Annotated in this window: 21 protein-coding genes; 10 read left to right on the top strand and 11 right to left on the bottom strand. The window is 71.7% G+C overall.

The window, feature by feature from the left end; translation table 11 throughout:
• The first annotated feature begins 24 nt into the window (after positions 1–24).
• Positions 25–699, top strand: a complete 675-nt coding sequence (locus ACIQCJ_RS25365; RefSeq protein WP_402712614.1) for a Type 1 glutamine amidotransferase-like domain-containing protein — start codon at positions 25–27, stop codon at positions 697–699.
• On the opposite strand, the gene ACIQCJ_RS25360 is transcribed toward ACIQCJ_RS25365, so the two are convergent.
• On the bottom strand, positions 683–1711 hold the full coding sequence (locus ACIQCJ_RS25360; protein WP_391048215.1) for a zinc-binding dehydrogenase: 1029 nt from the start codon (positions 1709–1711) through the stop codon (positions 683–685). The two genes, ACIQCJ_RS25365 and ACIQCJ_RS25360, sit on opposite strands and share 17 nt — an antisense overlap.
• Before the next feature lie 122 nt (positions 1712–1833).
• Here ACIQCJ_RS25360 and ACIQCJ_RS25355 point away from each other — a divergent pair, with 122 nt between their 5' ends.
• Entirely contained in the window at positions 1834–2427 is a 594-nt protein-coding gene (locus tag ACIQCJ_RS25355) for a TetR/AcrR family transcriptional regulator (RefSeq protein ID WP_402712613.1), read from the top strand.
• Positions 2428–2570: 143 nt separating this feature from the next.
• On the opposite strand, the gene ACIQCJ_RS25350 is transcribed toward ACIQCJ_RS25355, so the two are convergent.
• On the bottom strand, positions 2571–3509 hold the full coding sequence (locus tag ACIQCJ_RS25350) for an alpha/beta hydrolase family protein (RefSeq protein WP_402712612.1): 939 nt from the start codon (positions 3507–3509) through the stop codon (positions 2571–2573).
• Between the two features lie 224 nt (positions 3510–3733).
• Here ACIQCJ_RS25350 and ACIQCJ_RS25345 point away from each other — a divergent pair, with 224 nt between their 5' ends.
• The 4 genes from ACIQCJ_RS25345 to ACIQCJ_RS25330 all read left to right on the top strand — a co-directional run bounded on the left by ACIQCJ_RS25345 (position 3734) and on the right by ACIQCJ_RS25330 (position 7352).
• The gene (locus tag ACIQCJ_RS25345; protein WP_355334854.1) at positions 3734–4114 is read left to right on the top strand and encodes a MerR family transcriptional regulator; all 381 of its coding nucleotides are present in this window, start codon (positions 3734–3736) and stop codon (positions 4112–4114) included.
• Positions 4115–4364: 250 nt separating this feature from the next.
• Positions 4365–5624, top strand: coding sequence for an extracellular solute-binding protein (locus ACIQCJ_RS25340; RefSeq protein ID WP_391162622.1), 1260 nt, complete (start codon positions 4365–4367; stop codon positions 5622–5624).
• A complete protein-coding gene (locus ACIQCJ_RS25335) occupies positions 5621–6514 on the top strand; it encodes a sugar ABC transporter permease (RefSeq protein WP_355334860.1) in 894 nt (297 codons plus the stop codon). Before ACIQCJ_RS25340 ends, ACIQCJ_RS25335 begins: the two co-directional genes overlap by 4 nt.
• A gap of 1 nt (position 6515) precedes the next feature.
• The gene (locus ACIQCJ_RS25330) at positions 6516–7352 is read left to right on the top strand and encodes a carbohydrate ABC transporter permease (RefSeq protein WP_355334863.1); all 837 of its coding nucleotides are present in this window, start codon (positions 6516–6518) and stop codon (positions 7350–7352) included.
• Between the two features lie 40 nt (positions 7353–7392).
• On the opposite strand, the gene ACIQCJ_RS25325 is transcribed toward ACIQCJ_RS25330, so the two are convergent.
• Entirely contained in the window at positions 7393–8004 is a 612-nt protein-coding gene (locus ACIQCJ_RS25325) for a TetR/AcrR family transcriptional regulator (RefSeq protein ID WP_402712611.1), read from the bottom strand.
• Positions 8005–8131: 127 nt separating this feature from the next.
• Between ACIQCJ_RS25325 and ACIQCJ_RS25320 the strand changes: the two genes are divergently transcribed.
• Complete coding sequence (locus ACIQCJ_RS25320) at positions 8132–8848, top strand: SDR family oxidoreductase (RefSeq protein WP_391047731.1); 717 nt, start codon at positions 8132–8134, stop codon at positions 8846–8848.
• 166 nt (positions 8849–9014) lie between these two features.
• Positions 9015–9350, top strand: coding sequence for an STAS domain-containing protein (locus tag ACIQCJ_RS25315; RefSeq protein ID WP_355334871.1), 336 nt, complete (start codon positions 9015–9017; stop codon positions 9348–9350).
• A gap of 15 nt (positions 9351–9365) precedes the next feature.
• On the opposite strand, the gene ACIQCJ_RS25310 is transcribed toward ACIQCJ_RS25315, so the two are convergent.
• The 7 genes from ACIQCJ_RS25310 to ACIQCJ_RS25280 all read right to left on the bottom strand — a co-directional run bounded on the left by ACIQCJ_RS25310 (position 9366) and on the right by ACIQCJ_RS25280 (position 17165).
• On the bottom strand, positions 9366–10136 hold the full coding sequence (locus tag ACIQCJ_RS25310) for a beta-glucanase (protein WP_401307382.1): 771 nt from the start codon (positions 10134–10136) through the stop codon (positions 9366–9368).
• Positions 10137–10293: 157 nt separating this feature from the next.
• Complete coding sequence (locus ACIQCJ_RS25305) at positions 10294–10740, bottom strand: ATP-binding protein (RefSeq protein WP_402712610.1); 447 nt, start codon at positions 10738–10740, stop codon at positions 10294–10296.
• A gap of 253 nt (positions 10741–10993) precedes the next feature.
• Positions 10994–11368, bottom strand: coding sequence for a hypothetical protein (locus ACIQCJ_RS25300; RefSeq protein ID WP_402712609.1), 375 nt, complete (start codon positions 11366–11368; stop codon positions 10994–10996).
• Between the two features lie 161 nt (positions 11369–11529).
• Complete coding sequence (locus tag ACIQCJ_RS25295; RefSeq protein ID WP_391047738.1) at positions 11530–11931, bottom strand: roadblock/LC7 domain-containing protein; 402 nt, start codon at positions 11929–11931, stop codon at positions 11530–11532.
• Positions 11932–12034: 103 nt separating this feature from the next.
• Complete coding sequence (locus ACIQCJ_RS25290; RefSeq protein ID WP_402712608.1) at positions 12035–12841, bottom strand: transcriptional regulator; 807 nt, start codon at positions 12839–12841, stop codon at positions 12035–12037.
• Entirely contained in the window at positions 12838–13260 is a 423-nt protein-coding gene (locus ACIQCJ_RS25285) for a hypothetical protein (protein ID WP_391162934.1), read from the bottom strand. The genes ACIQCJ_RS25290 and ACIQCJ_RS25285 overlap by 4 nt, the downstream gene beginning before the upstream one ends.
• A gap of 323 nt (positions 13261–13583) precedes the next feature.
• Positions 13584–17165: a choice-of-anchor D domain-containing protein gene (locus ACIQCJ_RS25280; protein ID WP_402712607.1), complete on the bottom strand. Its 3582-nt coding sequence runs from the start codon at positions 17163–17165 to the stop codon at positions 13584–13586.
• A gap of 507 nt (positions 17166–17672) precedes the next feature.
• On the opposite strand from ACIQCJ_RS25280, the gene ACIQCJ_RS25275 reads away from it, so the two are divergent.
• Together ACIQCJ_RS25275 and ACIQCJ_RS25270 are read left to right on the top strand one after the other, a co-directional pair.
• Positions 17673–18449, top strand: a complete 777-nt coding sequence (locus ACIQCJ_RS25275; protein WP_355335760.1) for a polysaccharide deacetylase family protein — start codon at positions 17673–17675, stop codon at positions 18447–18449.
• A 33-nt stretch (positions 18450–18482) separates the two neighbouring features.
• A complete protein-coding gene (locus tag ACIQCJ_RS25270) occupies positions 18483–18926 on the top strand; it encodes a BlaI/MecI/CopY family transcriptional regulator (RefSeq protein ID WP_355334889.1) in 444 nt (147 codons plus the stop codon).
• A 78-nt stretch (positions 18927–19004) separates the two neighbouring features.
• Here the strand turns inward: ACIQCJ_RS25270 and ACIQCJ_RS25265 are convergent, their stop codons facing one another.
• On the bottom strand, positions 19005–20429 hold the full coding sequence (locus tag ACIQCJ_RS25265) for a sensor histidine kinase (RefSeq protein WP_402712606.1): 1425 nt from the start codon (positions 20427–20429) through the stop codon (positions 19005–19007).
• Positions 20430–20435: the final 6 nt, after the last annotated feature.

Here is a 20435-nt window from a genome sequence, read left to right as displayed (position 1 = left end):
CAGAGCGATCAGTGCGGGGGCGTCATGAAGCTTCTCCTTACCGACTCCGGTGTCAAGAACGCCAGCATTCTGGCGGCGCTGCTCGATCTCCTGGACAAACCGATCGCCGAGGCCAACGCCCTGTGCGTTCCCACCGCCGGGTACGGGGGCCCGTACGGCGATCCGGGCGGCCCGTGGCGTTTCATCAGCGGACAGTCCCTTCACCCCATGACCGGGCTGGGTTGGAAGTCGGTCGGCGTACTGGAGCTCACGGCGCTGCCCGGCATCGACAAGGAGCGGTGGGTCTCCTGGGTCCGGGAGACGGACGTCCTGCTGGTGAACGGCGGCGACGCGCTGTACCTGTCTCACTGGATGCGGGAGTCCGGCCTGGCCGACCTGTTCCCTTCGCTGCACGACACGGTCTATGTGGGGCTCAGCGCCGGGAGCATGGTGCTGACTCCCCGCGTCGGGGAGCACTTCGTCGCCTGGCAGCCGCCCACCGGTGACGACCGCGCCCTGGGAGTCGTCGACTTCTCCCTTTTCCCGCACCTCGACAGTCCGGGCTGCCCCGAGAACACCATGGCCGAGGCGGAGCGGTGGGCCGCCTCGCTCAAGGCCCCGGCATACGCCATCGACAACCAGACCGCCATCAAGGTGACCGACGACGGCGTCGAGATCGTCTCCGAGGGGAACTGGAAGCTGTTCAACGCGGCGCCGTGACCTGCTCGACCGTGAGCACGATCTTGCCCTGGAGGTGTCCGCGGGCGGCCCGTTCATGCGCCGCCCGCGCGCGGGCGAGCGGGAAGGTGCTGTCGACGGCGACGCGTACCGTGCCCGCGTCGAGCAGGCGTCCCAGTTCGGCGAGTTGCGCGCCGTTCGAGCGGACCTGGGCGGTCGAGACGGTGACGCCCAGCCTCGCGGTCTCCTCGGCGTCGAAGTCCCCGGGAAGCACGGGGAATTGGGCGCCGCCGCGCTTGAGGGTGCGCAGGAACCGCCTGCTGTCGGGGCCGCCGACGGCGTCGAGTACGAGGTCGACGTCGTGCACCAGCTCCTCGGGACGGCTCTTGGTGTAGTCGATGAACCGGTCGGCGCCGAGATCGCGCAGGAACGCCTCGTGCGCGCCGGACGCCACGGCGGTGACATGCGCGCCCTTCCACTTCGCCAACTGCACGGCGAAGTGCCCCACGCCGCCCGCGGCGCCGTTGACGAGCACCTTGCTGTCGGCGTCGAGCGGCGTCGGGCGGTGCCGCGCCGCCTGGAAGGGCGAGGGGTGGTCGTGTCCTGCCTCGATGAGGAACTGCCACGCCGTGAGCCCGGCCATGGGCGCCCCGGCGGCGTGCACGTGGTCGATGCCGGACGGCTTGCGCGCGAGGTCCGACGCGGGCGCGGCCACGTACTCGGCGTAGGCGCTGCCGTGGAAGCCGGGGAAGCGCAGAAGACCGAAGACCTCGTCGCCCACGGCGAGGTCGTCCACGTCCGGAGCGACGGCTTCGACGACACCCGACACGTCCGTTCCCGGAACGGCGGGCAGCCTGACGGTCGACTCCGGCTCCCCCGGCACCGAGGTCAGCCCGCCGCGCAGGTACCAGTCCGGAGGATTGACGCCCACCGCGTGGACGCGGACGAGCACCTCGCCCGGTCCCGGTTCGGGAATAGGCACCCGGTCCTCACGCAGCACCTCGGGGCCGCCGTGCTCGTGCAGCCGGATCGCCCGCATCGTGTCTGACGGCATCTTCGTGGGCATCGTCGTCTCCTGCCCCCACCGGGGGATACGCTGAACGGATCAGTGGTCCATCTATCCGAACCACTGATCCGAATATATGGACCACTGATCCGGATAGTCAAGAGGGACCCATGCGCGCCGACGCCAGGAAGAACCGCGACCACCTGCTCGACGTCGCGGGCGCCGTCATCGCCGAGCACGGTGTCGACGTCTCGCTGCGCGACATCGCCCGCAGGTCCGGCATGGGCCTGGCGACACTGCTCCGGCACTTCCCCACCCGGGAGGCCCTGCTCGAAGCCCTGCTCCACACGAGCTTCGGTGAACTGACGTCGCGAGCGGCCGACTTGGAGACACAGGGGTCACCCGAGGACGCCCTCGTCTCGTGGCTGCGCGACTGCGTCGCCTGGACGACCGAGTACCGGGGTGTGACCGTCCTGATGGCCGCCGCCATCGAGGACGCCGAATCCGCGCTCCACGCCTCGTGCGTCACCCTGCGCGCGGCCGGAGCGCGGCTCCTCACCCGCGCCCAGGCCGCGGGCGTGGCACGCGACGACATCGACGGCGCCGACCTGTTCGCCCTCGTCGCCATGCTCGCCTGGCTCGGCGACCAGCCCTCCCTCGCCCCCCGCGCCGACCACCTCTTCGACGTGATCGCGAGCGCGATCCTCACGAGCGAGGACAGCGCCGACACCGGCCGGCAACCACGCCCCCCGGTCCTCGGCTGAGGCCGTCGCGCCGGGGTCCGCGACGGGCTGGTCCGCACGCGTCACCGTCCACGCGGGCTCGGCGATGCCGCCGCACAGGAGCGGGCCGTCAGCGGATCAGCAGCGTCGCCGCGATCGTCGGTGGCGGCCCGGCGCCGTACGGGTCACTTGGACTCCAGGTGTCCCAGGGGGTGGGCGGCGGCGAGGACGGAGCGGGCCGTCTCCCAGTCGGTGTGGTCATCGCCGGTGATGTGGCGCAGGTAGGCGAGGGTGACCTGCTGGACGAGAGCGACGCGGCCGGGGTCCTCGTCGGTGGTCTCGGCCGACCGGTAGCCGGAGATGCCGCCGAGGAAGTGCTCGCCGCCGCGGACGGTGAGCAGGCTCTTGTCGCCTCGGCTGAGCGTGTAGGGGTCGGTGGTCCACGCCGGACCCCGGGTCGAGAGGGGGAGGTCGTCCTTGTCGCCCGCGACGACGAGTCCGGGGGCGGTGATGTGGGAGAAGTCCTGGTCACGGAGCCAGGGAAGGTGCTCGTGGGCGAAGGGGGTGAGTTCCGCGCCGCCCTTGCCCGCGGTGGCGAGCTGGACGCTGGCCATGACCCGCGGGTCGGACAGGTCTTCGGCGAGGCCGGTCCGCGGGTCCTTGACGCGCAGCCCCACCAGGATGCCCGCGGTCTGACCGCCGAAGGAGTGTCCCGCCGCGACGACACGGCCGCGGTCGGTCCGGCCCGCCAGGCCCGGCACCGACGCCTCCAGCGTTCCGAGTTCGTCCAGGACGCGCTTCATGTCCTGGACGCGGTAGCGCCACAGGTCGGGCGTACGGGGGTCGTCCCCGGCGAGGCCGAAGCGCTTGGAGTCCAGATGGGTGGCCTGGACGGTCACGAAGCCGTGCGCGGCCCAGTGGTCGACCAGCGGCGCGTAGCCGTCCAGGTCGGAACCGAAGCCGTGCGCGAACAGCACGATCGGCAGACGGGTGCCGGTGACCGGGGCGGAGATCCGTACCCGCAGGTCCGCGCCTCGGTGCGGGGCGGGCAGGACGAGCGGCTTGACCGAGACGGTCGGGGTGGGCGCGGGGCCGGTGAGGCCGGTCGCCGAATACGTGGTCATGCGTGTCTCTTTCGGAGGTGCGGGGGTGCGGAGGTGCGGAGGTGCGGAGGTGCGGGGGGCGGGCGTGCGAAGGTGCGTGCGTGCGGGCGTGCGTGCGGTGGCTCGGGAAGCGGGGCTCTCCGGGAGGAAGCTCCGAGAGAAGGGCGCATTGGTTACGCTAAAACCTGACGTTGACGTCAAAGGCAAGTGGCTGTGACGCGGATCGCAGGGACGTGGAGTGGGACATGCGCATCGGGGAACTGGCTCGTCGCACGGGCGTCAGCACCAGGGCGCTGCGGTATTACGAGGAGCAGGATCTGCTGGTCTCCGAGCGCAGCGACAGCGGCCAGCGCCACTACGCGGAGGCCGCGGTCGACCGGATCAATCTGATCCGGGAGCTGTACGCGGCCGGTCTGTCCAGTAAGACCATCGCCGCACTCACCCCCTGCGTCATCGACGGCCGGGCCACGCCCGAGCTTCTGGATCGCCTCACCGTCGAGCGTGATCAGATCGACCGGCACATCGCGGATCTGACACACACCCGCGACCGGCTCGACTCGGTCATCGCCGGCGCCTCCGTGAACCTGCGCACCGGCGCGTCCTGCCGACAGGACACGTCCGGCTAACGGTGTCGCGCCGGTCCCGCGGTGGCACTCTTCATCCCCCCATCGCCCGCCGACTGACAAGCGGCCTTGTGCGATTCCAAGGTGCGACGATGACGCCCACGCGCCACGCGGACGACCGCGCAGAGTGCCCGCGCCGCCACCCAGGGTGCCGCCACGTTGGCGCAATGTCGCTGTCGTAATTCCCCTGCATGGTTGGTGCATGGTCCAGCGCGAAGATCGCCGGGACCCACTCTGACTAGGGGGATACGCAGTGACGTTCAGCCGCAGACAACTGCTCGGTACCGGAGGCAGCCTGGCCCTGACCGGTGCGCTGGCCGCCGCCTGCGGGTCGAACAGCGGCCGGGACGACGGGGGCGGCAAGGGCGGCAAGGTCACCTTGCAGCAGTGGTACCACCAGTACGGCGAAGCGGGTACGGAGCAGGCGGTGCGCCGGTACGCCGACGCGTACACCGCGGCGAACGTCAAGGTGCAGTGGCGGCCCGGCGACTACGATCAGCAGACCGCCGCGGCGCTGCTCACCTCGTCGGGACCGGACGTCTTCGAGGGCGGCCCGACGCTGGACCAGATCCAGGGCGGTCAAGTGGTGGACGTCACCGACCTGGTCGGCCCGGTGAAGGCCGACTTCAACCCGGCTGTGGTGACGACGTACGGGGACAGGATCTGGGGTGTCCCGCAGGTCATCGACATGCAGCTCCTGTACTACCGCAAGAGCCTGCTCACTGCCGCGAACATCGCGCCGCCGACCACGCTCGACGAACTGGTCGACGCGGCGGCGAAGTTGACCACCAAGAAGGTCAAGGGGCTGTTCCTGGGCAACGACGGCGGCGCCGGGGTGCTCGGCGGTACACCGCTCTACGCCGCCGGGCTCAGCCTGGTGACCCCGGAGGGCACCGTCGGCTTCGACGACCCGGCCGCCGCCCGCACCCTGGCCAAGTTCCACCGGCTCTACGCCGACAAGTCGCTGCTGTTGGGCGCGCCGACCGACTGGTCCGACCCCTCGGCGTTCATCCAGGGGCTCACCGCGCTCCAGTGGTCCGGACTCTGGGCGCTGCCCGCGGTCAAGAAGGCCCTGGGGGACGACTTCGGGGTGCTGCCGTTCCCGAAGGACGGCGCGGCGGGCAAGCCCACGGTGCCGGTCGGCGCGTACAGCTCGGCCGTCAACTCCCGCAGCAAGCACCAAGCCGAGGCCAAGGCGTACATCAAGTGGCTGTGGATCGACAGGACCGAGTACCAGGAGGACTTCGCGCTCTCCTACGGCTTCCACATCCCGGCCCGGATCTCGCTGGCGAAGAAGGCGGCCAAACTGCGGGAGGGCGCGGCGGCCGACGCCGTCTCGTACGCCACCGACCACGGCTTCTCGCAGCCGCTGTTGTGGACACCGGCCAGCCAGACCGCGTACCAGGACGCGCTGAGCCGCATCATCAAGGACGGCGCGAACCCCGACACGGAGCTCAAGTCGGTGGTGCGCAAGACCAGTTCCGAATTGCAGCGGGTCCGGAAGAAGTCGTGAGACACCGCACGCTGTGGTTCTGGGTCTTCGTCGGACCATTCGCCGCCGGGCTCGCCCTGTTCACGTACGTGCCGCTGTTGTGGAGCGTCTATCTGAGCTTCTTCGACGCGCACAACACGGTGTCCCCGCACCGCTTCGTGGGCCTGGGCAACTACGCGGACGTCCTCGGCGACCAGGCGTTCACCGACAGCCTGCGCACCTTCGGGGTGTTCGCGCTGTTCATCGTGCCCGCCACCTACGCGCTCTCGCTCGCCCTGGCGCTGATGGTGAACCGGCTCCGGTACGCGCAGGCGTTCTTCCGTTCGGTGTTCTTCCTGCCGGCCGCCTGCTCCTATGTGGTGGCGGCGCTGATCTGGAAGCTGTCGATCTTCAACGGTGTGCGGTTCGGCCTGGCGAACACCGTCCTGGGCTGGTTCGGCGCCGACCAGACGGCGTGGCTGTCCACCACCCACCCGCCGTGGTACTGGCTGGTGATCGTGACCGTACGGCTGTGGTTGCAGGCCGGGTTCTACATGATCCTCTTCCTCGCCGGACTCCAGCGCATCCCCGCGCAGTTGTACGAGGCGGCGGCGGTGGACGGCGCGCGGCCCGGCTGGCAGGTCTTCCGCCACATCACGTTGCCCCAACTGCGGGCCACCTCGGTGGCGGTGGCGCTGCTGCTGGTCATCAACGCCTTCCAGGCGTTCGACGAGTTCTACAACCTGCTCAGCGACTCCCGCGGCTATCCGCCGTACGCCCGGCCGCCGTTGGTGTACCTGTACACCACCGCGCTCGGGCGGGGGCAGAACCTGGGCGTGGGCAGCGCGGGCGCCGTCGTCCTCGCGCTGATCATCGCGGTGGTCACCGTCGTCCAGGCCCGCTGGTTCGGGCTCGGCAGGAGGGAGGACTGACATGGAGCAGGCCCTGCTCAGATTCGGGCGGGCGGTGCGCCTGGTGCTGCTCGTGGTACTCGCGCTGCTGTTCCTGATCCCGTTCTACCTGCTGGTGCGCAACGGCCTGTCGGCCGAGCAGGACATCACCTCGCCGGACTGGACGTTCTTCCCCACCCACCTCCAGTGGTCCAACATCCGCGAGCTGTTCGACGACCCGGCGGTGCCGATGGCCCGGTCGCTGCTCAACTCGGCCATGATCGCGGTCACCACGACGGTGGGCACGGTGGTGCTGGCGTCGCTGGCGGGATACGGACTGGCCCGTATCCCGTACCGCTGGTCCAACCAGGTGTTCTACGCGATTCTCGGCACGCTGATGGTGCCCGCCGCGGTCACCTTCGTGCCGAGCTTCGTGCTGGTGTCCTCGCTCGGCTGGATCTCCACGCTGCGCGGCCTGATCATCCCGACGATCTTCTCGGCGTTCGCCTGCTTCATCTTCCGGCAGTACTTCCTGGGCTTTCCCGGTGAGTTGGAGGACGCGGCGAAGGTCGACGGACTCGGCTACTGGCGCACCTATTGGCGGATCGTGGTGCCCAACTCCCGGCCGGTCTTCGCGGCCGTGTCCACGATCGTCTTCATCGGCGCCTGGAACGCCTTCCTGTGGCCTCTGGTCATCGGCCAGGACACGTCGTCCTGGACGGTGCAGGTGGCGCTGTCCACCTTCACCACCGCCCAAGTGGTCAACATCCACGAGCTGTTCGTCGCGGCGGCGGTGTCGATCCTGCCCCTGCTGCTGGTCTTCCTGCTCCTCCAGCGGCACATCGTGGCGGGCATCGAACGCTCCGGCATCGACGACTGAGCCCCCGCCGGGGAGTCGCGGCGGTACGCCCGCGACCCGGTCAGCGGACGTCGCGGACCGCGGCCAGGCCGCGGTCGTAGAGGTCGAGGATGTCGCCCTCGCCGTCACCCTCGATCCAGGTCGCGGTGGCGGCGTCGAAGCAGCCGAAGGCCGTGGCGAGGACGGCGCGGACCTGTACTCGGTCGGCGCCCGAGGCTGCCAGCCTGGCTTCGAGGAGCGGGAGCAGTTCCTCCTGGCAGCGCACGCGCTTTCCGAGGTAGGCGGCGCGCAGCGAGTCGGTGCGGTGGATCAGGCGGAAGCGCTCCAGGGCCTGTTCGGGACCGGTGTGGACGGAGAGCGCGGCCTCAAGGGCGGCGCGCAGGGTCTGCCAGGCGTCGGCGTCGGCGGGCTGCTCGCGAACGGTCTCCGTCAGCAGGGTGACGAACTGCTCCTGGCTGCCGCCGATGAGGTCTTCCTTGGTGCCGAAGTAGCGGAAGAGGGTGCGCTGCGAGACACCGGCCTCGCGGGCGATCTGCGCGATGGTCGTCTCGTCGTACCCCTGCCGTGTGAACAGCCGCAGGGCGGTGTCGAGGATCTCCCGGGCCGCGAGCTGCCGCGTCCGGTCCCACAGTGTGGGCGCGGCCGGCCCGTCGCCCGTTGTTCCCTGCGTCATGACATCACCTTAGCGCGGCCTGCCATCGTGGCATTCACACGACATTTGGCAGTCACTGCCATACGGGCGTACGGTGACAATCAGTGGGGCCGTCCACGCGCCCCACGCGTCGACAAGGAGAGCGACCGTGGCAGCAAAGACAGCACTCGTCACCGGCGGCACCAGCGGGATCGGCAAGGCCACCGCGGAACTGCTCCACGCGCGCGGCTACCGCGTCATGGTCACCGGCCTCGGCAGCGTCGACAGCTCCGGCCTGCCGCACGACGTGGTCGCCATCAGGGCCGACGCCGGTTCGCTCACGGACATCGACCAGGCGGTGGAGCGGGCGCGCGGGCACCTGGGCTCCCTCGACCTGCTCCATCTCAACGCGGGCATCTCCCGGCCCGGACCGATCGAGTCCACCGACGAGGCCGCCTTCGACGCCCTGTTCGACATCAACGTCAAGGGGAACTTCTTCACCCTGCGGAAGGCGCTCCCGCTGCTGAACGAGGGCGCGTCCGTGGTGTTCACCATCGGCGCGGGCGAGGGGCTCGGCGCGGCCATGACCGCCGCCAAGGGAGCGCTGCTGCCTCTGATGCGCTCGCTCGCCATCGAACTGGCCCCGCGCCGTATCCGGGTCAACGCGGTGAGCCCCGGCCTGATCGACACTCCCGCGTACGGCAAGCTGGGCATCGGCCGGGAGACGGTCGCCGCGTGGGGCGAGGACGTTCCTCTCGGCCGCGTCGGAGCCCCCGCCGATGTCGCCGAGGCGGTCGCCTTCCTCGCCTCCGACGCCGCCGGTTACATCACGGGCGACAATCTGATCGTCTCCGGCGGCATGGGGATCCACGCCCGCTCCGCCTAGCGGACGGTCCGCCGCAGCGGCCCATCGGTTTGCGACTGGTTCCGACCGCTTGCGATCAGTTTCTGACCTGGGATCGGGCTCCACCGGCGCGCGTCGACGGGGGCGCACTCGGGTTCGCCCTGATCCGCTCTTTCCTCTCCCCCGTGACGCTGGACATACTTGTCATATGTCGACACACCACGACGCGCATAGGGACCCGGTCGTCGGCGACCTCCCGCGCATTGTCACCCCGCACGGCGACCTCGACGCGGACACGCTGGGGCCGTTGCGGCAGGAGCTGACCGAGGCGGCCGAGGCCGGCCGGGTGCTGGTGCTCGACGCCAGCGGGATCACCTTCGCCGATTCCAGCTTCCTCAATCTGCTGCTGAGCATCCACCAGCACGGTGACCTGCGAGTCGCCGCCGTGCCGCCGCAGTTGGCGCGGCTGCTCCGTATCGTCGGCGTGGACCGCGTCCTCAAGGTGTACTCGACGGCGGAGGAGGCACTGCGGGCGACGGCGTGAGCCACCGGGTCCGGATCAGCGGGTGACGGTGAGTCCGGCGCACTCCCAGTGCAGCAGGCTGGTGCGCGCGTCGGGCGGGGTGTGCCCGTACGCGCCCGCGGACACGCTGATGTTCACCACCGGCCAGGCGCGCCAGGCGGGGCCGACGCCGTGGCCGTCGCGGAAGACGACCTCGTCGTCGATGGACCAGCAGACGTCGTCGGCGTCGAAGCGGACCCGGAGTGCGAAGGGGCGGCCGGGCGCGATCACGTCGGCCGCCTCGAACCCGCCGGGGCGTACGTGGTTGGACAGTTCGAGCAGCCGCGGGTTGGTGGGGTGGTACTCGAAGAGGTCGATCTCGCCGTGGCCCGGCTGGGGGCGGCCCGCGTCGCTGTCGCGGCCCCAGGTCCAGATCGCGGGCCAGGCGCCCTGCGGGGCGTGCACCACGCACGTGGCGGTGAGTTCGTCGCCCGGCAGCAGCTCGAAGCCGCCGGGGGCGTACTCGGTCGACACCAGGTCGGTGTGCCAGACGCCGCCCGCCGCCCGCCGGGCGCGGAAGACACCCCCGGCGGTGGGGGCGTAGGCGGGGCCGATCTGGTCGAGTTTGTTGTCGCCGGGATTGCGGCCGCTCTCCGGGTAGGCGGAGGTGCGGCCCGCCGCCCAGGCCGTGCGGTCGGTGAAGGGCGCGTCGAAGACCACGCGCCGGGGGCGCCGGGGCGGCGGCGGACCGTGGGGCGGGGCCTGCGGCGGGTCATGAGGGGTCGGTTGCTGAGGGGGCGGCTGAGCCGCGTCCTGGCCGGTGGTCACGGTGCTCCTGGTGGCTCGGCGAGATCCGGCCGAGAGTTCAGGCGGGCAGCTCGCTCCGTACCCAGTGAAGATCACCGCGCGGCTCGCGAACAGGAGCGTGCGGAAGCGCGGGCGGCGCGTAACGCGTCAGCCCACGCCCCCTGACCGGGTCAGGCGCTCACGCTCCGAGGGCGACGCGCACCTTGATCCGCTTGCCCACCGGCTCGCGCCGGACGTCGAAGCCCTCGCAGACCGCGAGGATGATCTCCAGGCCGTGCTGGCCGATCCTGCCGGGCTCCGCCGCGCGCGCGAGCGGCATCGACGAGTCGGTGTCCCACACGGTGATCACCAGTTCCGTGCCCTGGATCTCCAGGTTCAGCGCGCAGGGACCCGGCGCGAATTTGCACGCGTTGGTCACCAGCTCGCTCACCACGAGTTGCGCGTCGGCGACGACGACCGCGGGGATCGGCTGGGCGCGCCCGCCCGTCACACCGGCCAGGAAGTCGGCGGTGAAGGCGCGGGCCGCCGCGATCGATCCGGTCTCGCCGTCGTACGCGGCTCCCGCCCAGATGTCCTGCCCGGCCTGCTGATGCGGGCCGTTCACGGCCATCGCGCTGGAACGCATGTTCTTGCCCCTGTCCGGTTGTCCGGCACAACCGTCAGGGCTTCTGCCCCACCCCAGTCGCTTCACACCCATCTTTTTTTCGGCTTCTCCTTCTGGGCCGGACGCGGGCCTCGGACGGGCGGCGCGCTCGGGCTACGGGCGGTTGGTGAGCGGGCCGTGAACGGATGTCGCGCGGAGACGGCCGCCCGGCAGGACGGCCGTCTCCGCGCGGCCCGGTGGGCACGGCCGACGGCGTACGGGCGCGACGGCCCGGTCACAGCTCCAGGTCGTTCTCGATCCGCTTCAACTGGTGCCGGGCCATCGCCAGGTTGGCGCGCGACTTGTCCAGCGCCAGGTACAGGAAGAGGCCGTTCTTGCCCCGGCCCTTGAGCAGCCGGATCAGGTGGTACTGCGAGCCCAGGGTGATGAGGATGTCCTCGATCTCGTCCTTGAGGCCGAGCAGTTCCATGGTGCGCGCCTTGGCACGGACGACGTCGGTGTTGCCGGCCGCCGCGACGTTGAGGTCGAGTTCCTTGCCCCCGCCGAGGGCGCCCAGCGCCATTCCGCTGGTGTAGTCGACGAGTGCGACGCCTATGACGCCGTCGATCGAGGTCATCGCGTCCTTGAGGGCGGTTTCGGTGTTGGCCATGATGGCTGGGCTTCCTTCCGGTCGGTTCATGTGCGGTGCTGACGTGGATGCGGTGGACGCGGTGGATACGGTCGATGGGGTGGATACGGTCGATGCCGTTGCCGCGTCGGGGGCGGTGGGCGCGCGGTGGCGGGCGCCGCCGGTCCGGGTGGGTCGGGTGGTCATGGTGTGGGGGCGTCCTCCCGTGGCTCGGGGTCGCCGTCGACCAGGTGCGCGATGTGCGCGCCGGAGCGGCGGGCCTCCATGTGCAGCCGGCCCACGTTGACCTGCGGTCCGGCCAGGACGGTGAGCACGCAGGCGGTGCCCGCGGCGTAGATGGCGACGTATCCCTGCTCGCCGCGGACCAGCAGTTCCCGGAAGGGGCCGTGGGACGCGGTGTCGGTCAGCCGCAGGCCGACGCCCAGCGCCGCGGCGGTGAGGGCCGCCACTCCCTCGGCCTCCACGGTGTCCGCCTCCTGGGCGAGCACCATGCCGTCGACGCCCGCGGCGAGCGCGCCCGTCGCGTGCGGCAGCCGGGCCCGCAGCCGCCGCAGTTCCTCGCGTATCTCGGCCTCCTGCGCCATCAGATTCCTTCTCTCCTCTCTCCTTCCGACCTTCTTGTCGGCGCGTTGTCGCACGACGCGCCTCATATCTGTGCGGTCCCGGTCCTGCGGGCGGGAGTGCGCTTCACGGTCGTGCCTCCAAGGCGTCGAGGACCCTGCGGAGCGTGCCGACGTCGGGAGGTCCCGGCAGGTACCCGGCGCGGTCCGCGGTGGCCGGTGCGGATGCGGCTTCCTGTGCCCGTCCCGGTGGCCGCCCCTGCCCTGGTGGCGGTGCCGCGCGCCGCGGGGTCTCGCAGTACCCGGCGGCGGCCAGCCGCCGTACGTCGACCAGCGCGTGGAAGGTGGGCCTGCCGAGCACGGTGGCGATGGCGGACGGGGTGCGTACCCCGTCCGCGAGGTCCAGCAGGGCCCGCTGCCGACGCGGTACGGGCGGCAGGCACGCGGCCCTGCGGCGGACGACGGGGGCGGTGTCGAGCTGCGGATACGGCCACAGGGCGTCGAGGAGTCCGCGGCGGCGGCGGGTCTCGCGCTCCACCTCGGCCACCCGCACCGGGCGCACGGGGCCGAACCAGTGGACGACACCGTGCCGGAAGCGCGTGGGGCCGCTGCCCGCGGCGAGGACGAAGAAGGCGGCGTCGTAGAGCGCGCCGAGGTGGCTGATCTCCAGTTCCGCGGCGGAGATCCTGCGGTGTTCCAGGAGGTGGCGGGCGGTCCGGCAGCGGGCTCCGGCGGCGTCCACCGCCTCCTGCCACACCTCGACGGGAAGTCGGCCGCCGGCGGTCAGCAGGACGTCGATGCCGGGGGTGGCCGGGCTCTCGGCGTGCACCACGACGCCGTCCGCGAGGTAGAGCGCCCCGCTGTCCCGGAGCAGCGCGCCGGTCGCGCCCTCCTCGGCCAGGCGCAGCAGCATCGGTGACAGCGGCCCGGTCATGCCAGCACCAGCCGTTCGGCGAGGTCGCGTACGCGCATCATGGCGAGGGCGAGGTTGGCGTGCTCGCGGTCGAGCCACAGGTGCAGGAACACCCCGCCGTCGAAGGGCGCTTCGACGAAGCGCAGCAGGTGGTAGCCGGTGCGGGTGACGACGATGACGTCCTCGACCGGCAGTCCCTTGGCGGTGTCTGCGGGTCCTGAGGCAGCGGCGGGCGCGGCGGGTCCCGTGGTCCCGCCGCGCGGTGAGCCGAGGGGTTCCGCCGGTTCGAACGCCGAGTGCTCCACGGCCATGCGCGCGAATTCCGCGGTCTCGGCCGCCGCCGTCTCGGGGTCACCGCCCGGCGCGTCTCCGACCTGTCCGAGGGAGAGCCCGCTGATCCACTCCACGAGAGCGGCGCCCCGGGCTCCCGGCAGCGTCATGGCCTCGCGCAGGCACTCGTCTATCCCGGACACCCGACTCCCCTGCGTGAGGCCGCTGTTGGCCCGCCGACGGATCGGCAGTGACCGTCACGTTACGCACGGTGGCACTCGCGCGAAGGACTTCTGGCAATTTCCAGCGGTACATGACCGCACTGGGCATAAAATGCTCCCCCTCCGTCCGGCCGTCCGCGCCTGGTCGCCGTCCCCGGAGCGCCACCGGCCCCTCGCGTATCGCACGCGAGGGGCCGGGCCGGTTGTGCTCAGGGACGCCGGCCGGGTCGGGCCGGGCCGGAGGAGGTCGGGTCGGAGGAGGTCAGTCCGGGTCAGGTGTTCCAGACCTGGAATTCGGAGATCTGCCCGGCGGGCCAGCCGGAGTTGGCGGTGACCGTCACCCGGAAGTACCGCGCGGTGGCCGCGGTGAAGGTGAGGGTGACCGTGTTGTTGGAGGCGGGGTCGAAGGAGTAGGAGGCCGAGGACTTGAGGGTGGTGAAGGTGCTGCCGTCGGTGCTGCCCGACAGGGACAGCGTCTGGTTGCGGGCGCCCCAGCCCGCGGGGAGCTGGAGGACGACCTTGCTCGCACTCTGCGCGGAGCCGAGGTCGACCTGGACCCACTGCGGGAAGGCGTTGTTGGCGCTCTCCCAGTAGCTGTTCTGGCTGCCGTCGGTGACGTTGGAGGACCCGTAGACGTCGGAGTGGCTGGACTCGCTGGTGGCCTTGCCCGCCGCCAGGTTGGTGCTCACGGTGCCGCTGCCGGTGCCGGTCAGCGCCACGGTGGTGGGGCTGTTGGAGGCGTTCCCGCTGATCGTCAGGGTGCCGGTGCGGGTGCCGGAGGCGGTGGGGGTGAACTTCACCGCGACCGAGCAACTGGCGTTGGCCGCGAGCGACGTGCCGCAGGTGTTGGTCTGCGAGAAGTCCCCGGAGGCGGTGACCGAGCTGATCGACGCGGCGGCCGTACCGGTGTTGGTCACCGTCACGCTCTGCGCGCCGCTGGTGGTGCCGGGCGCCTGGGAGGCGAAGGTGAGCGAGGTCGGAGTGACGGACAAGGTCGCGGACGACGGGTTGGTGCCGCCGCTCGGGTAGACCTGGAGGCCGGACAACTGGGCGGCGCTCCAGCCCGAGTTGGCGGTGACGTTGATCCGTACGTAGCGGGCGGTGGCCGCGGGGAAGGTGAGGGTCACCGTGTTGTTGTTGGCGCTCGGGTCGAAGGTCTGCGCGGCGGAGGGCGACAGGGTGCTGAACGAGGTGCCGCCCGTGGAGCCCTGTACGGACAGGGTCTCGGTACGGGTGGCCCACGCCGTGGACGGCGGGAGCCGCAAGGTCACCTTGCCGACGGCGTAGTTCTGCCCGAGGTCGACCTGGACCCACTGCGGGAAGGCGCCGTTGGCGCTCTCCCAGTACGTGGACGCGTCCGCGTCGGTGACATTGCCCGCGACGAAGGTGCCGTTGGCGGAACTCGCCGTGGCCGGGCGGCCTGCGGCGATGTCGGTGCTGCTGTCGATTCCGGCGCCGCTGAGCGCGACCGTGGTCGGGCTGTTGTTGGCGTTGCTGGTCAGTGTCAGCGTGCCGTTACGGGTGCCGCCGGCCGTCGGCTTGAAGGTGACGGTCACCGCGCAGGACGAACCGACCGCGAGCGACGAGCAGTTGTTGGTCTGGGTGAAGTCGCCGGTCGCCGCGACGGCCGAGACGGTGGCCGTGGTGGTGCCGGAGTTGGTGACGGTGACGGTCTGCGGGGCGGCCGTCGCGCCGACGACCGTGCCGCCGAAGGACAGGCTCGCCGGGTTGGTGCCCAGGATCGGGCCGGGCGCGGTGCCGGTGCCGGACAGGGCGACGGTGCTGGTGTTGCCGCCCGCGCCGACGGTCAGTGTCCCGGCACGCGCCCCGGTCGCCGTCGGCGCGAATTTCACGCTGACGGTGCAGGAGCCGTTGGCCGGGATGGAGGTGCCGCAGGTGTTGGTCTGCGAGAAGTCACCGCTGGTGGTGATGGCGGAGACGGAGGCGGCCGAGCCGGTCGGGTTGGTGACCGTCGCGGTCTGGGCGGCGCTGGTCGAACCGGTGGCGACCGAGCCGAAGTTGAGCGCGCTCGGGCTGGCGGTCACGCCTTCCGCCGGGTAGGGCGGGAAGACGGGGGTGGGGAATCCGCCGCAGAACGGGGTGCCGCTGATGCCGGAGTTGCCGCCGCCGTCGGTGACGGTGAAGTTGTTGCCCTCGCAGCTATAGATCGGTGAGCTGGCGCCGATGCCGGTGGCCGTGACGTTGGTGAACTTCGCGGCGCCGCCGGTCTGTTCCTGGAGGGCGAAGGTGCCGGCGCCCGCGATGGTCACGTTGTTGAGGCTGACCCCGCTGACGGTGCCCTCGACCCACTGCACCGCCTCGTAGGGGCTCTGCTGGATCAGCGCGTTGGTCACGTTGATCGGGCCGGTGATGGCGCCCTGGCTGCCGTCGAACCACAGCGCGCCGACGCCGAACTGCCAGTTCGGGTCGAGACTGCCCGCCCTGATCAGGGTGTTGTTGGAGATCGTGGTGGTGCCGACCGGGGTGGAGGTGAAGCGCTGGCCGACGTGGATGCCGCCGCCCTGGGCGAGTCCGGTGTCCCGTACGAGGTTGCCGCTGACGGTGTTGTCGTGGCCGCCGTAGATCGCGATGGCGTTGGCCAGGATCTGGGTCTCCACGGTGTTGTTGGAGATGGTGTCGTTCGCGTCGGCGCCGAGCGCGGCGTCGGCCCAGGTGGCGATGCCGTCGTCGCCGGTGTTGCGGATCTCGCTGTTGGTGACGGTCGAATTGGTCACTCCGCCGTGGAAGTTGACGCCGTCGGCGGTGGTGTCACGGATCCGCAGACCGCTGAGGGTCAGCTTGTCCATCGGCCCGTCCATCCAGGCGCCGACCTTCAGGTGGTCGATCCAGAGGCTGGAGACGGTGGAGTTGCTCATCGCGCCGCCGATGCCGTTGACCTGGTCGCAGTCGTTGCGCTCGCCGACCTGGCCGAAGATCGCGAAGTTGGAGAGGTGGACGTTGCTGCTCACCCCGCGATTGCCGCCGACTCCGCAACTGTCGGGCTCGCCGAGCCCGTAGAAGCCGGGCGCCGCGCCGGTCACCGTCGAGTACCACATGCCCGCGCCGGTGACGGTGACGTTGTTGACCGTGATGTGCCGGGGGATCTTGAAGGTGCCCGGCGGGATCCACACCGTGCCGCCGGGGCCCGCCGCGTTGATCGCCGCGTTGAAGGCGGCCGTGCTGTCGGCGGCGCCGGTCGCGTCGGCGCCCTGGCTGGTCACCGAGACCGAGCCGGACGGCTGCGGGAGGGCGGCGCCGACCTGCTCGAAGTCGGCGAAGTCGATGGTGGTGGCGGCGCTGGAGCCGCTGGTCTGGAGGGTGAAGGTGGTGCCGGCCGGATACGTCTGCGGGAGCAGCCGGTGGACCTCGTCGTAGAAGTGGTGCGGGTTGCTGCCCGGTGTGTTGGTGAACGGGTAGCTGCCGTAGTACCAGCTATAGGCGTTGGTGAGGGTGAAGTCGGGCTGTGCGGCGCCGTTGATCGCGAACGACAGCGGGGCGGTGTAGACCGAGCCGCCCGAGCCGTCGGGGATGCTGTAGCGGAAGTCGATCGAGTTGGTGGCGACCGGGGTGGTGAAGGTGACGTACTTGCCGCTGCCCGAGAGGGTCACCGCCTTGCGGTACGACGCCTCGTCGGCGAGCTGTCCCGCGGCGAAACTCGGGCCGATAGCCGTGCCGTTGGTGGCGGAGTTCTCCGCCTGCACCTCGACGTAGGGAAGGCTCGCGCCGCTGCCGCCGGTGGCTGCGGCGGCCGATGCCGGTGGGGCCGCGAGGGCGATGACGCCCGCGGCGGCGATCAGCGCGGTGGTGCCTCCCACGGCGATGGTGCGCCTCAGGGATCTGATGGGCTGGAACAACGTCTGCTCCTTTTCGACACGGAATGCCGGACCTGCGCCGTGCGGACAGCCGTACGAGGGCATGGAGAAGCGAGGTGAAGCGGAGCTGGGCCGCCGACGCCGGAGCGGGCCTGGGACACGGCCCGTCGCGGTGGCGGTGAAGGGGATGGCGACTGGGGCGTTGCGCTGAAGCGGTCGACGGGTGGGGGGTGACGGCGCAAGGGGAACCGTAATGTCGTGGACACGGCAGCGCAATATACGAACTTATCTTTGCTCAATCTCTACTTTCTCTCGCAAGATCCAATGTTGCCCGTCCGTGGATTCGGGAGACCGCCGCCGCTCGCCCCGTGCGCCCTCCGATCGACGGGCACCTCGTCCACCTTCTACAACGTGTAGTAGATTCGCGGGCAGCCCCCGGCCGGGGCCGTCCGCCGAGGTCACCGCGGGGCGCGGGTCCGGCATGCCCGGCTCCCGCTGCCCACGCCCGCAAGGAGGCCGATCACCGTGACTCCTCATTCCGACCGGCGGATCGTCGCCCGTACCGTCCTGCGCACGGGTGCGGTGGCCGCGTCCGCGCTGGCCGCCGCGTACGCAGGGCCCGCGCTGTCGACCTTCGGGCCGCTGCGCAACCGGCTCATGCCGCGGCTGTCGGGACGCGGACGGCCCGACAGCGTGGCGCTCACCTTCGACGACGGCCCCGACCACCTGTCCACCCCGCACTTCCTGCGACTGCTCGACACCCGCCGCGTGCGGGCCACCTTCTTCCTGCTCGGCTCGATGGCCGTCCGCTCCCCCGGCCTCGTCACGGAGATGTACGAGGCGGGCCACGAGGTCGCGATCCACGGCTGGACCCACCGGCCCGCGCTGCTGCGCGGCCCCTGGACCACGTACGAGGACCTGGCCCGCGCCCGCGACCTCGTCGGCGGCCTCACCGGCGGCGCGCCGACGCTCTACCGGCCGCCGTACGGCGTCATGACCGCCGGTACGCATCTGGCCTGCCGCCGCCTCGGACTCACGCCGGTGCTGTGGACCGCCTGGGGCGAGGACTGGCGCGGGCGCGCGACGCCGCGGACCGTCCTCGACACCGTCACCCGCGACCTGCGCGGCGGCGGCACCGTCCTGCTCCACGACTCCGACTGCGCCTCGGCCACCGGGTCGTGGCGCAACACGCTCGGGGCGCTCCCCCGCCTTCTCGACTTCTGTCAGGAACGCGGCCTGACGGTCGGCCCGTTGCGCGATCACGGGGGTCTCGCGGTGGCCGGTTGGTCGGGCGGCCGGGGCCGGGGCGGCCAGGTCGTGCCGTAGTACCGTGAGGATTCCTACGAAGGAGCGGGAAGCGTGGCCGAGCAGGAAGGCCCGGCCGCCGGGCGACGCGCGCCGGGCGAGCTGGAGAGCGAAGTCCTCGCGGCGCTGTGGGCCGTCGGCGAGCCGGCCGGGGCGGGCGCCGTACGCGAACAGGTCGCGGGCGAGCCCGCCTACACCACCGTCCTGACGATCCTCACCCGCCTCCACGACAAGGGCCTGGTCACCCGCGAGCGCGCCGGACGCGGCTACCTCTACTCCCCCGTGCGGGACGAGGCGGGCCACGCGGCGGCCGGCATGCGCGACCTGCTGGAAGCCGGCGGCGACCGCGCGGCCGTCCTGGCCCGCTTCGTCTCCGAACTGCCAGCGGAGGACGAGAGGTTGCTGGAGAGGTTGCTGCGCGATCACGCCTCGGGGCAGGCCACCGGCGCCGCTCCCGGCACCCGCCCGGCGCGGCGCCCGCGCGGCCGCCGGTCCTGACGACGCCGGGCACGGGCGTGCGTGCCAGGGCCGAAGGGGCCGGGGCCGAGGGGCCGTTCGTGATCCGCGGAACGGACCCTAGCCCGGCGGGAGTGTCACCTGGAAGCGGGCTCCGCGCGGTGCGGGGACCAGGGTGATGTCGCCGCCTGCCGCGCGGGCGAGGCGGCGGGCCAGGGGGAGGCCGAGCCCGGCGCCGTCGTGGGCGTCCGTCTCCGAGCCGAAGCGGCGGCCCGCCTCGAAGACGGCCTCGGCGTGTTCGGCGGGGACGCCGGGGCCGTCGTCGGCGACGAACACCCGCGCGCCGTCGGGGAGTCGGACGCATTCGAGGGCGATCGCGCGGGCGGCGTAGCGGCGGGCGTTGTCGAGCAGCGGGGCGAGGACGCGTTCGAGGAGTTCGGGAGTGACGCCGACGTCCACCGGCTCGCCGGACGCCGTGACCGGGGGCGCCTCGGGGTGTTCGGCGCGGCTGCGGTCGGCGACCGCGCGGGCGACGTCGAGGGCGGCGCAGCGGCCCGCCGCCGCCGCGGACGGCTGCCGGGCCTCGCTGAGCAGTGTCCGGCAGATCTGCGCCATCTGTGTGGCCGCGGCGGCGATGGCCTGGTGGGAGGAGCGGGACTGGTCCGCGGTGCGGGGGCGGGCGGTGAGCCAGTCCGTCTCCGCGGTGATCCGGGCCAGCGGATTGCGCAGTTCGTGGGAGAGCTCGGCGGTGAGCTGCTGTTCGTGCCGCAGGACGGCCGCCTGGCGGTCGAGGAGCTGGTCCAGATTGGCGGCCAGCGCGGCCAGTTCCGCGGGCCTGGCCTCCCGCGCGCCGAAGCGCTGCGCCGCGCCGTACCGGCTCCAGCGGGACGCCTGATCGCTCATGGTGCTGACCGGGCGCAGGGCGCGGCCGATCACCATGCGGGTGACCAGGTAGACGCCGCCGACCAGCAGCAGGGCGAGGCCGAGCGAACCGGCCAGCGCCGAACGGGCGGTGAGCAGATACGGCTCCAGGCTCGCGGCGGCCACGACGGTGGCGATCTGAACTCCCGCGCTGCTCAGCGGCATCGCGTACAGCCGGGTCGAGCGCGGGGTGGAGGTGTCGGCGAATCGGGTCCCCTTGCCCGCGAGGGCGTCCGCGCGGCGCTGGAGCGGTTCCGGAGCGGCGGGGAGTTCGACGACGTGGGTGCCGCGGTAGATCCAGATGCCGCTGTCGAGCGCGCCGTCGTCGCCCGGTTCCCGGACGGCGATGGTCCCGTCGGCGCGGATGTCGACGGTCGCGGCGACGGCCGCGGCGCGGGTGCGCAGCAGGTCGTCGGCCTGGCGGCGCAGTATCTCGTGCAGCGCGACGTTGAACGCGGCGGTGAGCAGCGCCACCCACAGCACGGTGGTGACGAGGGCGAGCAGCGCCAGTCGGCCGCGCAGGGTCGCGGGCAGCGTGCCGGACAGACCTCGGCGGCGCGCCCGCCCCGCGCGCGGCTGCTGCCCGGCGCGGCTCGGGCGTTCCGCCCGGCCCGGACGTCGCACGCGCGC

This window comes from Streptomyces sp. NPDC093221 (genome assembly GCF_044753885.1).
In the GTDB taxonomy this organism is placed as follows: Bacteria; Actinomycetota; Actinomycetes; order Streptomycetales; family Streptomycetaceae; genus Actinacidiphila.
This window is presented reverse-complemented; position numbering and strand designations above follow the sequence as displayed.

Bases quoted from the DNA above. Each gene is read 5' to 3' on its own strand.
- ACIQCJ_RS25365 (WP_402712614.1), top strand. From the start codon at position 25: ATGAAGCTTCTCCTTACCGACTCCGGTGTCAAGAACGCCAGCATTCTG.
- ACIQCJ_RS25360 (WP_391048215.1), bottom strand. From the start codon at position 1,711: ATGCCGTCAGACACGATGCGGGCGATCCGGCTGCACGAGCACGGCGGC.
- ACIQCJ_RS25355 (WP_402712613.1), top strand. From the start codon at position 1,834: ATGCGCGCCGACGCCAGGAAGAACCGCGACCACCTGCTCGACGTCGCG.
- ACIQCJ_RS25350 (WP_402712612.1), bottom strand. From the start codon at position 3,509: ATGACCACGTATTCGGCGACCGGCCTCACCGGCCCCGCGCCCACCCCG.
- ACIQCJ_RS25345 (WP_355334854.1), top strand. From the start codon at position 3,734: ATGCGCATCGGGGAACTGGCTCGTCGCACGGGCGTCAGCACCAGGGCG.
- ACIQCJ_RS25330 (WP_355334863.1), top strand. From the start codon at position 6,516: ATGGAGCAGGCCCTGCTCAGATTCGGGCGGGCGGTGCGCCTGGTGCTG.
- ACIQCJ_RS25325 (WP_402712611.1), bottom strand. From the start codon at position 8,004: ATGACGCAGGGAACAACGGGCGACGGGCCGGCCGCGCCCACACTGTGG.
- ACIQCJ_RS25315 (WP_355334871.1), top strand. From the start codon at position 9,015: ATGTCGACACACCACGACGCGCATAGGGACCCGGTCGTCGGCGACCTC.
- ACIQCJ_RS25305 (WP_402712610.1), bottom strand. From the start codon at position 10,740: ATGCGTTCCAGCGCGATGGCCGTGAACGGCCCGCATCAGCAGGCCGGG.
- ACIQCJ_RS25300 (WP_402712609.1), bottom strand. From the start codon at position 11,368: ATGGCCAACACCGAAACCGCCCTCAAGGACGCGATGACCTCGATCGAC.
- ACIQCJ_RS25295 (WP_391047738.1), bottom strand. From the start codon at position 11,931: ATGGCGCAGGAGGCCGAGATACGCGAGGAACTGCGGCGGCTGCGGGCC.
- ACIQCJ_RS25290 (WP_402712608.1), bottom strand. From the start codon at position 12,841: ATGACCGGGCCGCTGTCACCGATGCTGCTGCGCCTGGCCGAGGAGGGC.
- ACIQCJ_RS25285 (WP_391162934.1), bottom strand. From the start codon at position 13,260: ATGACGCTGCCGGGAGCCCGGGGCGCCGCTCTCGTGGAGTGGATCAGC.